Source organism: Bacillus sp. BSL6 (assembly GCF_052928345.1).
Map to the genome: position 1 here is coordinate 66,745 of NZ_JAVGCW010000006.1, position 11,787 is coordinate 78,531.

At 36.7% G+C, this 11,787-nt stretch carries 9 protein-coding genes; 5 read left to right on the forward strand and 4 right to left on the reverse strand.

Annotated elements, in window-relative coordinates:
* Window positions 1–40: 40 nt before the first annotated feature.
* Complete coding sequence (locus RCJ96_RS19445) at window positions 41–1,174, forward strand: LCP family protein (RefSeq protein WP_000392774.1); 1,134 nt, start codon at window positions 41–43, stop codon at window positions 1,172–1,174.
* A 33-nt stretch (window positions 1,175–1,207) separates the two neighbouring features.
* Here the strand turns inward: RCJ96_RS19445 and wecB are convergent, their stop codons facing one another.
* Entirely contained in the window at window positions 1,208–2,323 is a 1,116-nt protein-coding gene (gene wecB / locus RCJ96_RS19450) for a non-hydrolyzing UDP-N-acetylglucosamine 2-epimerase (protein WP_000140134.1), read from the reverse strand.
* Window positions 2,324–2,397: 74 nt separating this feature from the next.
* Entirely contained in the window at window positions 2,398–3,768 is a 1,371-nt protein-coding gene (locus RCJ96_RS19455; RefSeq protein WP_416504043.1) for a UDP-glucose dehydrogenase family protein, read from the reverse strand.
* Between the two features lie 490 nt (window positions 3,769–4,258).
* On the opposite strand from RCJ96_RS19455, the gene RCJ96_RS19460 reads away from it, so the two are divergent.
* The 3 genes from RCJ96_RS19460 (at window position 4,259) to RCJ96_RS19470 (ending at window position 9,049) form a co-directional block, all read left to right on the forward strand.
* A complete protein-coding gene (locus RCJ96_RS19460) occupies window positions 4,259–5,332 on the forward strand; it encodes a glycosyltransferase family 4 protein (RefSeq protein ID WP_074606608.1) in 1,074 nt (357 codons plus the stop codon).
* Window positions 5,333–5,531: 199 nt separating this feature from the next.
* Window positions 5,532–6,269, forward strand: coding sequence for a polysaccharide deacetylase family protein (locus tag RCJ96_RS19465; RefSeq protein WP_416504042.1), 738 nt, complete (start codon window positions 5,532–5,534; stop codon window positions 6,267–6,269).
* A gap of 104 nt (window positions 6,270–6,373) precedes the next feature.
* Window positions 6,374–9,049 carry a PRD domain-containing protein gene (locus tag RCJ96_RS19470; RefSeq protein ID WP_074606604.1) on the forward strand — a complete coding sequence of 892 codons (2,676 nt, stop codon included), beginning with the start codon at window positions 6,374–6,376 and terminating at the stop codon, window positions 9,047–9,049.
* A gap of 177 nt (window positions 9,050–9,226) precedes the next feature.
* Here the strand turns inward: RCJ96_RS19470 and exsM are convergent, their stop codons facing one another.
* A complete protein-coding gene (exsM, locus tag RCJ96_RS19475) occupies window positions 9,227–9,640 on the reverse strand; it encodes an exosporium regulatory protein ExsM (protein WP_416504040.1) in 414 nt (137 codons plus the stop codon).
* Between the two features lie 189 nt (window positions 9,641–9,829).
* Here exsM and RCJ96_RS19480 point away from each other — a divergent pair, with 189 nt between their 5' ends.
* Window positions 9,830–11,011, forward strand: coding sequence for a chromate transporter (locus RCJ96_RS19480; protein WP_416504039.1), 1,182 nt, complete (start codon window positions 9,830–9,832; stop codon window positions 11,009–11,011).
* A 38-nt stretch (window positions 11,012–11,049) separates the two neighbouring features.
* Here the strand turns inward: RCJ96_RS19480 and chbG are convergent, their stop codons facing one another.
* On the reverse strand, window positions 11,050–11,754 hold the full coding sequence (gene chbG / locus RCJ96_RS19485) for a chitin disaccharide deacetylase (RefSeq protein WP_416504038.1): 705 nt from the start codon (window positions 11,752–11,754) through the stop codon (window positions 11,050–11,052).
* Between the last annotated feature and the right edge of the window lie 33 nt (window positions 11,755–11,787).

The window sequence follows — 11,787 nt, forward strand, 5'->3', positions numbered from 1 at the left end:
AGTGAATTACTTTCCTACAAATGAACTAAGGAGATTATATATGGAAGAACGTTATTATCATCTCCAAAATAGCAGAATAAAAAAGAAACGAAGAAGAAAGTTTTTCTACTTCCTTATTTTCTTATTTTTATTTGGCAGTGTAGGACTTTATATATTAAATTCCTACTCTTCTCTCATGGGGATGTATAGTGGTTTTACTCGTGAAAAATCGGATTTGAGAACCGAAGATGTAGAAATTACAAAGGAGCCTTTTACACTCCTTATTATGGGTATAGAAGATTATGCAACAGACGGTCAAAACGGTCGTACAGATTCATTAATGTTTGCGACAGTCAATCCGAAAACGCAAAAGATTTCGCTTATGAGTATCCCTCGTGATAGTCGCGTTCCAATTGTCGGAAAGAATAAAGAGGACAAAATTAACGCTGCGCATGCTTACGGCGGAGAAGAAATGGCAATCAAAACTGTCGAAGGTTTTCTAAAAGTGCCTGTCGACCATTATCTTAAAATTGATTTCCAAGGCTTTAAAGGTATTGTTGATGCTGTTGGCGGTGTGACTGTTGATGTCCCCTTCGATTTTTGGGAGCGTTCAGACGTGGATTACTACAAAAAAATCGAATTTAAGCAAGGACAACAAGAATTAAATGGTGAAGAAGCACTCGCTTACGTTCGTATGCGAAAGCAAGATCCGAATGGTGACTATGGTCGTGCCGCTAGACAAAGACAATTACTAGCTGCTGTTGTTCAAAAACTAAATTCCACCTCTACCGTATTTAAAATTAAAGATTTGACAGCAGTCGTTGGAAAATATATAAAAACTGACATTCCTATTTCTGATGGCCTTGCTCTTTACAAGAAACTTTCTGGGTTTGATCCTTCCACAATACAAACACTCAAACTTGAAGGAGAAGACAAAAAAATAGGTGGTATTTATTACTTCCTTCCAGATCCAAACGGTGTTGAGGCAGTACGTAACGAAATTAAAAAAGAACTAGGAGAAAAGGTAACCACGCAAGAAAATTCAACAACAAAAACGGAATCCACTCCTTCTTCAAATTCGAACTCTAACGAGAAAGCGAAGAAAGAAACGAATCAGAATCAGAACAAAACACCAACTGATCCCCCTCCTTCTACGAATGCTCATGCAGAGTGGATTATGAGAAATCAGCAATAAAACAGCCAAATCGCATGCGATTTGGCTGTTTTTTTATTTATTAAAATGTTTTAAGATTGCTTCTACAATACGCTCTGATGCACGACCATCACCGTACGGATTAGATGCTTTTGACATCTTATCATGAGCTTCTTTGTCTGATAACAACTCATCTGCAAGACTAAAGATTGTCTCTTCGTCTGTTCCCGCTAATTTCAACGTACCTGCTTCAATACCTTCTGGACGCTCTGTTGTATCACGAAGAACAAGAACTGGTACACCTAATGACGGAGCTTCCTCTTGTACACCACCAGAATCAGTTAGCATTAAGTATGAACGAGCTGCAACATTGTGGAAATCAATTACATCGAGCGGCTCAATTAAATGAATGCGGCCATGATCGCCTAAAATATCATTTGCAGTTTCACGAACAACAGGGTTCATATGAACCGGATACACAACTTGTACGTCTTCATGCTTATCAACAAGACGCTTAATTGCACGGAACATATTACGCATTGGCTCTCCTAGGTTTTCACGACGGTGAGCTGTCATAAGTACAAGACGATCACTTCCAAGTTTCTCTAGTACAGGATGACTATATGTTTCTTTTACAGTCGTTTTTAGTGCGTCAATCGCTGTATTTCCAGTGATGAAAATACGTGACTCATCTTTATTTTCTTTCTGTAAGTTCGTTGCTGATTTTGCTGTAGGTGAGAAGTGAAGGTCTGCCATTACGCCTGTTAATTGGCGGTTCATCTCTTCTGGGTATGGAGAATATTTATCCCATGTACGAAGTCCTGCCTCGACATGACCTACTGGAATTTGATTATAGAAAGCAGCTAAGCTTGCGATAAACGTTGTCGTTGTATCACCATGTACAAGTACGATATCCGGCTTTGCTTCTTTCATTACTTTATCCAAACCTTCTAAACCACGCGTTGTAATATCGATTAAAGTTTGGCGATCCTTCATAATATTCAAATCGAAATCTGGTGTAATTCCAAAGATACTTAATACTTGGTCTAACATTTGACGATGTTGTGCTGTTACAGTCACAATCGATTCAATTTTCTCTGGATGCTTTTGCAACTCTAATACAAGAGGTGCCATTTTAATTGCTTCTGGACGTGTCCCGAAAATTGTCATTACTTTTAAACGTTCAGTCATTTCATTGCCTCTTTTCTTTCACTAGTTACAAATCCTATTATGACATATAAGAATATACATGAATACATACCTTTTTAACGAATAACGGAAAAATCCCTCTTACAAACACTTTCTCTTCCAACAGAATAATAATCTATTCCTTGTTTCTCAACATCCTTATTAGTATAACAATTTCTTCCATCGAATAAAATAGGTTCTCTCATGAGGTGTGCGTACTTTTCTAACGGATAAGCCCTGATTGTTTCCCACTCTGTCACGATAAAAGCCGCACTCGCTCCTCTAATCGATTCATCTATACATTCACTATATTGTATAGTCTCCCCAAAGATATTTTTCATATTGTGAATCGCCTTCGGATCATATAGAACTACATCCGCCCCTATATTCAATAATTCTTGTATTATAATAAGGGACGGTGCGTCTCTTATATCATCCGTATTCGGTTTAAATGCCGCCCCTAGCACGGCAATCCGTTTCTTATTCATATTTATTACTTTCTTCGCTTTCTCAATCAATAACAACTGTTGTTTATTATTTACTTCAATGACGGCTTTTAACAAGCGAAAATCATGTGCCACATTCCCTGCAATTTGCACAAGCGCTTTCGTATCTTTCGGAAAACACGATCCCCCGTAACCAATGCCAGCATTCAAAAAAGACGCACCAATTCTCTTATCCATTCCCATCCCTTGTGCAACATCTAATACATTAGCTCCTACCTTCTCACATATATTTGAAATTTCATTGATAAAACTAATTTTTGTTGCTAAAAAGGCATTCGATGCGTATTTAATCATCTCTGCACTTTTTATATCTGTAACATACGTTTGCAAATGTAATTTACTATATAAATTCTCAACTTTTCGCGCCGCTTCCTCATTATCAGCTCCAATTACAATACGATCTCCCTGAAAAAAATCGTAAATCCCTGAACCCTCCCGTAAAAATTCGGGATTCGATACAATATGTAATTCATGCCTATTTTGTAATGTCTCCTCAATCCATCCCCTCATAGCACCATTCGTCCCTACAGGAACAGTACTTTTTGTAACAACAATAATGTCTTTAGTCGCATATGCTCCAATATCAAAACATGCATTTTGAATATATGTTAAATCTGCTGTCCCATCTAATAACGATGGCGTTCCAACTGCAATAAATATAAATTCTGCATCATGAAATGCTTCTTCTTTACTTGTTGTAAAAGTTAAACGATTATTCTCACACGCATCATGTATTAATTCATATAAGCCAGCTTCATAAATAGGCAGATCCCCTTGTTTTATCCGTTCCATTTTCTCATCATTTATATCAAAACATGTAACCGAATGTCCCAATACTGCCAATCCTACTCCTGTAATCAATCCAACGTATCCGGTACCTATTATCGTAATTTTCATTTCCTTTTCGCACAGGAATATACAATAGAAAATATACGAATACATAGAATTTCCCCTGTGCTTCCCCCTCTCACATTAAAAATGAGAAAACTCTTTTACTTCTTTATTATATGAATTGCTTTCTTCATTCTTTTTTAAGTTTTTGTAAAATTAAATATTGTCCATAAAACCAATAGAAATTTTACCGAGATTAAAGCTGCACGTTCAGGCTTGAAAAATTCCCACATTTTAACATGGAACTTACTCATTTCTACGTGTAACACTTATAATATTGAAATAAAATTATTTGCTATTAAAGAGAAAGAGAAAATGTCATATTCCAAAGCCCAATACGATTAACCTTCTCAAACGATTCAACATTCTGTATACCATTGTCATATATTCTATCCGCTTCCATTTACCATAAAACGAAAAAAAGATTGAATTCTAATCTTTTTGTGATACCATATGTTATGAGCCTGTAAATAAACATCATAATTTTCAGATAAATATATTTAAAAAAAATTACGTTAGACTATAAAAGGGTGGGGTATTAATGGACTCACAAGTGATTTATGCCATTTTGGCATCTTTCATCACTGTACTCGTCGTTACTCCTTTAGTTATTAAGTTAGCTTTTAAAATAGGAGCAACAGATAAGCCAAACGCGCGTAAAGTGCACCAAAAGATCATGCCTCGTCTTGGCGGGTTAGCAATATTTATTGGTGTGGCTGTTGGATTTGTTGTCGGTGGCTTATACGAACAAAGAATGTTATCGATAACGCTAGGTGCGATTATCATTGTAATCATCGGTATTTTAGATGATATGTACGAGTTATCTGCGAAGGTAAAATTCGGTGGACAACTAGTAGTTGCCATTATGATTGTAAAAAGTGGATTATTAGTGCAAGTATTATATATTCCAATCCTCGGGGATACTGAACTTGGATGGCTTGCTTACCCAATTACAGTATTTTGGATTGTAGGTATTACAAATGCCATCAACTTAATTGACGGCTTAGATGGATTATCCGCTGGTATTTCATCTATCGTACTGGCAACGCTAGCATACATGGCCTTCACTAGCCCATGGGGTACTGGAACGGCTATCATTTTACCTCTAGCACTAATTGCACTTGCAAGTACAATTGGATTTTTATTCTACAACTTCCATCCAGCAAAAATTTTCATGGGAGATACAGGAGCACTATTTTTAGGATACTGTATTTCTGTTATATCGTTACTTGGATTATACAAAAGTGTAACGCTATTCAGCTTTATCGTTCCAGTTATCATTTTAGGCGTACCTGTATTTGATACGGCATTTGCAATTATCCGTCGTATCGTAAATAAAAAACCTATTTCAGCACCAGATAAATCGCATTTACATCACCGTTTACTTGCAATGGGCTTCTCACATCGCAAAACGGTACTAATTATATACGCGTTTGGTATCTTCTTTAGCGTAAATGCTATTATTTTTACTAGTGCAACATTATGGTTATCCATTATTCTTCTTTTCGTTTTAATCTTCTTTACAGAAATTATTGCTGAAGTAATTGGACTTGTACATGAACGTTACAAACCACTTATTTCCTTTTATAAAAAAGTGAAAAAACGCGAAGACTAATTGTAGTATAGCCTTTACTATTATGAAATATTCAAATAGCATCCTCTTTCTTATAAGAGGATGCTATTTTTATTCATTATTTTACATTTCCAAAATATAGCTTGTTTGAGAGTTCCGCTATTGGAGAAAGATATACATAATAAGAAAAGGATTATATTTTCTTTTTTACATCTTGATTGTCAAACTGAGGGTGAATGTTATGATCAAGCGAATATTTCAATACATTATTTTATTTTTAACGATTACTATGTACGCGTCATCTCATGCAGGAGCAACTACCATTCCCCCTGCTGAACATCATCCAAATACCGAAACTACCTCTTCTACCCAAAAAATCGCGTACTTAACATTTGATGACGGACCAAACAAATATACTACGCAAATTTTAAACATCTTAAAAGAAAAGAACGGAAAAGCAACTTTCTTTGTTATTGGTGGAAAAGTACCACATTATAAAAAGACAATGCAACGATTAATTAAAGATGGACATTATATCGGACTTCACAGTATGTCCCATGATGTAAAACGCCTTTACACCGGTAATCCATCTGCTTTAATTACAGAGATGGAACAAACACAAAGCATCGTTCAGCAAGTTACAAAATTAAATTCACATCTCGTTCGTGTCCCGTATGGTAGCATGCCTTATTTAAAAAAGAATTACCGTGATGCACTTGTATCAGCCCAGTATAAAATGTGGGATTGGACAATCGATACATACGACTGGAAAAGCTATGATAACCCTTCTGCCATACTAGAAAGGGTACGTAATCAGAGCGATGAACAAGTCGAAGTAATTTTAATGCATGATTCGAGTGTAACCGTACAAATACTGCCACAAGTAATTGATTACTTACAGTCACAAGGATACAAGCTTCTTCCCTATAATCCATCTTCTCATCTCGAAGTAAACTTTTGGAAAGACACAAGATTGTAACAGCTTTAGTGCCTATGTGCTAAAGCTGTTTTATTTTTCTCTTCCCACCCTTCCCATTTTTGTGTAAAATTTTAAATAGTGATGAAGTTTCGAGGTGAATAGAAATGAAACGAATAGATCTCATTTTTAACGCAATACAAAAAAGCAATTATACAGAAGGTGTAACTGCATCAGAACTCGCTACCCTGTTGCAGCTAGATCGAGCCAATGTAAGTAGCGACTTAAACAAACTCGTAAAAGATAAACGTTTATTAAAAACAAATACGCGTCCTGTTCGTTTTTATATAGAAACGAACCCTTCGTTGGAAACGCATTCAAAAGAAGTAACTTCATTAGATACATTTGCAGTTGAAAATACGAGCCTTAAAATCGCAATCGAAAAAGCGAAAGCTTCTATTCTCTATCCTCCAAACGGTATGCATACTTTACTGCTCGGAGAAACAGGCGTCGGAAAATCCATGTTTGCTTCTTTAATGCACGAATATGCAATTGAAGTTGAACAGCTTCCTAAAAATGCACCATTTATCGTCTTTAACTGTGCTGATTATGCAAATAACCCACAGCTACTACTCGGGCAATTATTTGGGATTAAAAAAGGAGCGTATACAGGAGCAAGTGATCAAAAAGGGTTAATTGAAAAAGCACATGAAGGGATCCTTTTCTTAGATGAGGTACATCGCCTTCCTCCAGAGGGACAAGAAATGCTTTTCACCTTTATTGACCGCGGAGTATATCGCCGCCTTGGAGAAACAGAAAACGAACGTAAAGCACAAGTATTGATCATTACTGCAACAACAGAAGAACCAAATTCATTTTTATTAAAAACATTTACAAGACGTATACCAATGACTGTCACGCTGCCACCACTTCGTGAGCGTACACATAAAGAACGTTTTGCTTTACTGCAACTATTTTTCACAAATGAAGCAATTCGCTTGCGAAAAGAAATTCACGTTAGCCCGAATGCAATGCGTGCTTTCGTTTTTTACAATTGTCCCAATAACATCGGCCAATTAAAAACGGATGTACAAATTGCCTGTGCGAAAGCCTATTCTGACTTCGTGACAAAGAAACGTGATTCTGTCTATGTTTCAAGCACAGACTTACCTTGGTATATGAAAGAAGGACTATTCATTGAAAGAAAGAGCCGTCATCTATACCAAATACCGAATGAAACATTTATATTTACAGGTGATGAAGGTTGGAGTAATCATAAAATAGAAAATGAAAAACAGTCTTCTATTTACGATTATATTGACTATAAATATGAAGAACTTCAAGCTCGTGGTATTGAAGAGGAAGAATTAGAATTACTAATAGAAAATGATATTCAAAGCTTTTTCGTACAATATTTTAACCAAATGTCAAAAAAGACAAGTCATGAAAATGTTTTTAAAATTGTAGATCGTAATATCGTTTCCGTTTGTGAAAAAATTGCTGAACTTGCTGAAAAACATTTATCCAAGACGTTCGATGAAAAAGTATTTCTCGCTTTAAGTTTACATGTACAGACAACCTTACAACGTTTACAGGCTGGAAAACAAATTCATCACCCGCAATTAAATCAAATTCGTACGAAATATAAAGAAGCTTTTTCCGTAGCAATGCAATGCATTCAACTACTGGAGGACGAATTACAAATAACAATGCCTATTGATGAAGCAGGCTTTTTAACAATGTTCTTCGTTGTTGATCCGATTCCTGCCTCACAAACAGAAGTAAAAGTATTAATATTAGCGCACGGCAACGGCATAGCAACAGAAATGGCCAACGTCGCAAACGAACTGCTCGGCATTGATGAAGTAACTGGTATCGATATGCCGTTACATGAATCGCCGAAAGATTTCTTAGAGCGTGTGAAAGTGTATATGAAAACACTCCAAAATGTAAACGGGCTTCTCTTACTCGTTGATATGGGATCTCTCGCTTATATTGGTGATATATTAGAAACTGAGTTCAAAATTCCAGTGCGTGTTCTTTCCATGACAAGCACTCCACATGCACTAGAAGCGGCTCGAAAAGCTCAGCTTGGCTACTCGTTAGATGCATTATATGAAACGGTGAAGAACTTAACACCGTTTTACTTAAACGTACAAGAAGAAAAGAAAAAACCGCTATCACCAATGAAATCTGTTATTTTGACAGCTTGTTTAACTGGGGAAGGTAGTGCTTTAGCTATTCAAAAAATGTTGGAGAACTATTTGCGATTTGACAAAGACTTAATTGAAATTATTCCGATTAGTATCGTCCATGAAAAAGATTTAACAAAAATGATTGAGAACATAAAAAAAGAGCGGAATATCATTTGTATCGTTACGAATTTTGATGTGCAAGTGCCATGCTTAACGTATCATTTCCAAGACATTGTAAACTACACAGCGATTCAGCCAATTCAAGAATTAATTACGTATGAAGAAACATATGCAAAAATGGCTGATATTCTTGAACAACAAATGCAGCGTAACGACGGAGCATTACTTATTAAAACGATCCGTTACGCATTGAATACAATTCAAGAATTAATTTCCTTACAGCTAACTCCTGACAGTTTAATGGGTGTTATTCTGCATATGAGCTGTATGGTTGACCGTCTTCAAAAGGGAGAAAGCCTCCTCCCTCATCCAGATAAAGAGAAACGAAGACAAGATGAATACTGGATGTATATGAAAGTAAAAAAAGCATTGCAGCCAATTGAAAATACATTTGAAATACAAATACCTGATGACGAAGTGTTTTATGTTATGGACTTCTTCATTAAAAATCAGCCTGTAAAAAATTAATCGTGGCAGTTTTGTAATATATCGACCGTAACGCAGATTTCATCAGCGATTTTCAAAATATATCAGCGCAACTCAGATTTTATCAGCGATTTTCAAGATATATCGATTTACCGGCTATATTCATTAAAATTTGTACCTTATAGCAAAAAAGGCTGCTCCAGATGAACAGCCTTTTTGCTACTTCTTTACTTTCCTAATTCTCCCCCTTATTTCACCCTTCTTATGGGACTTCGTATAAACATTTACATATACATTCGCCTGAATGATTTCTTGCAGTAAGCTCTCAAACGCTCGCCCCTGTAAAGGCCCTTCAAAATCCCCCACATTAACTACACCAGTGACGACTCCTTCATTAACACTAATACCTTGCTTTAATGGACCAAATAAACTTAAAACAATTGGACCAATTTGATTTACTTTCCCTAAATGAATTTGGCATGATGTAACTTTTTCAATGTTTTTCAATATGACCCGATATTGCAACTTCTTTAAATTCTCACTAAATATAAACTCTGCTACGCCATAAGCTTCTGTATTTACAGGAGGTATTTCCCTCTTACCTGTTAACCTCGCAAAGAAATGTGTTGTCATACGGGCATTCTCCTTATATAAATTTCCCAGCACTACTTCTACTACTTTATGGTTTATACATAATCATTTATGACTTTTTCAAGCTTTAATTACGAAGAAAAGATTCACACAATCTTTACATTAGAATCGTTCCTTTTGCTTTACTACCTCTTGTATAATGCACTTAGAAAAACATTCTAGGAGGTCATTTTGAAAAAAAACAAATACACTTTTCACACATTATTAGAGATTTTTCTCGTCTCATTTAAATTAGGACTTACTTCGTTTGGTGGCCCCGTCGCCCATCTCGGCTATTTCCACCACGAATATGTACAAAAAAGAAAATGGATGGATGAACGGAGCTATGGAGATTTAGTAGCACTAAGTCAATTCCTTCCTGGTCCTGCTAGCAGCCAAGTCGGTATGGGGGTTGGATTATTAAGGGGCGGACTATTAGGAGCTATTATTTCATGGATTGGATTCACACTACCGTCTGTGCTCGTTTTAGTTTTCTTCGCTTCATTCTTTAATCAGTTCGATCTTGGAAGTGCTGGCTGGATTCATGGGCTAAAACTTGTAGCAGTCGCTATTGTCGCTCATGCCATATGGGGAATGGCGCAAAAATTAACGCCAGACCGAAATCGTGCGACGATTGCAATTGCAACTGCCGCAATCGCCTTATTATGGCCAAGTAGCTGGACACAAGTCATTCTCATTATCATATCTGGCTTTATCGGTTGGTTTTTATATCGCAATCAACCAATTAGCCAATCTCAACATATAAAAGTACCTATTTCAAAAAAGATAGCAGTTTCTTGTCTCGTCTTATTCTTCGGACTATTACTACTGCTACCAATATTAAGACCGTTCTCTTATTACATCGCTTTATTTGATAGTTTCTATCGCTCTGGCGCACTTGTATTTGGAGGCGGACACGTCGTACTACCTCTTCTTGAGGGTGAATTCGTACAAAACGGAATGATGACGAAAGAACAGTTCCTAGCTGGATACGGATTAACACAAGCAATGCCAGGACCACTATTTACATTCGCTTCTTATATAGGAGCATTGTTAAACGGAACGCTTGGGGCAATACTCGCAACCATTGCGATTTTTCTTCCTGCTTTCTTACTCGTTATTGGTGTTTTACCCTTTTGGGACAGTGTGAGAAAAATATCTTTCATACAAGGCGCACTACTTGGAGTCAATGCCGCCGTTGTCGGTATTTTAATTGCCGCTTTTTATGACCCTATTTGGACAAGCACGATTAAGAACGCTGTAGATTTTGTTTTTGCATCTCTTCTATTTTGCTTGCTCACTTTTTGGAAAACACCTCCTTGGGTTATCGTTATACTTGGAGCCTTTGGCGGATATATTCTATCCATTTTGTAAATAAAAAAAGACGGCATAATGTAGCCGTCTTTTTTCTATTAAAACTTTACAAGCTCTATTCCTTCAGGCAACTCACTCTCTGTTAAAATACGCAATTCTTTCACACGATCCATTACGTAAGAAGAACGTTTCACAAGCTCTGGGTCAATATAAGCTGGATGAACCATAATTTCTACCGTTTGTTCACCTTGTACTCTTTCTTTTAACTTCGCAAAGTAATCTTCCGTCACACCATCTGCGTAAAAATCACTGTAAAATACGTCAGAAAATGGGCGTACCGCTCGCTCTTCCTCACAACGACGGATCGGAACATTATATGTAGCCGCTAATCTCTCAAGAACATCGTGCAAAATCGGTAATCCGTGCACATGGTGATGACTATCTAAATGAGTTGGCGTTAATCCGTAAGATAAGAATTTCTCAATTTGAGCAGTCCATTCTCGCTCGACTTCTTCCGGATTTATCTTCCCTTCCCATACGATGCTTTGTTTATGAAACAATCCATCGCTACTTACAAGTGATGGTACGTCTCCAAGAAGCGGTTCCCCTGCTGTTAATACGAGATGTACGCCTACTCCTAATGTTTTATACTCTTTTGCTAAGCGTACCGCATGCTCTGTTCCTGGCATATTCATCATCATCGTCGTTGAATTTACAAGTCCATTTATATGTCCATCAATAATGCCGTAATTTGTACCTTCTGTAAGACCGAAATCATCTGCATTTACAATTAATTTAATCATCGTAATACCTCCTAATAGAATAAAAAAAGCGGG

Bases quoted from the DNA above. Each gene is read 5' to 3' on its own strand.
- wecB (WP_000140134.1), bottom strand. From the start codon at position 2,323: ATGACTGAACGTTTAAAAGTAATGACAATTTTCGGGACACGTCCAGAA.
- exsM (WP_416504040.1), bottom strand. From the start codon at position 9,640: ATGACAACACATTTCTTTGCGAGGTTAACAGGTAAGAGGGAAATACCT.
- RCJ96_RS19465 (WP_416504042.1), top strand. From the start codon at position 5,532: ATGATCAAGCGAATATTTCAATACATTATTTTATTTTTAACGATTACT.
- RCJ96_RS19460 (WP_074606608.1), top strand. From the start codon at position 4,259: ATGGACTCACAAGTGATTTATGCCATTTTGGCATCTTTCATCACTGTA.
- RCJ96_RS19445 (WP_000392774.1), top strand. From the start codon at position 41: ATGGAAGAACGTTATTATCATCTCCAAAATAGCAGAATAAAAAAGAAA.
- chbG (WP_416504038.1), bottom strand. From the start codon at position 11,754: ATGATTAAATTAATTGTAAATGCAGATGATTTCGGTCTTACAGAAGGT.
- RCJ96_RS19470 (WP_074606604.1), top strand. From the start codon at position 6,374: ATGAAACGAATAGATCTCATTTTTAACGCAATACAAAAAAGCAATTAT.
- RCJ96_RS19455 (WP_416504043.1), bottom strand. From the start codon at position 3,768: ATGTATTCGTATATTTTCTATTGTATATTCCTGTGCGAAAAGGAAATG.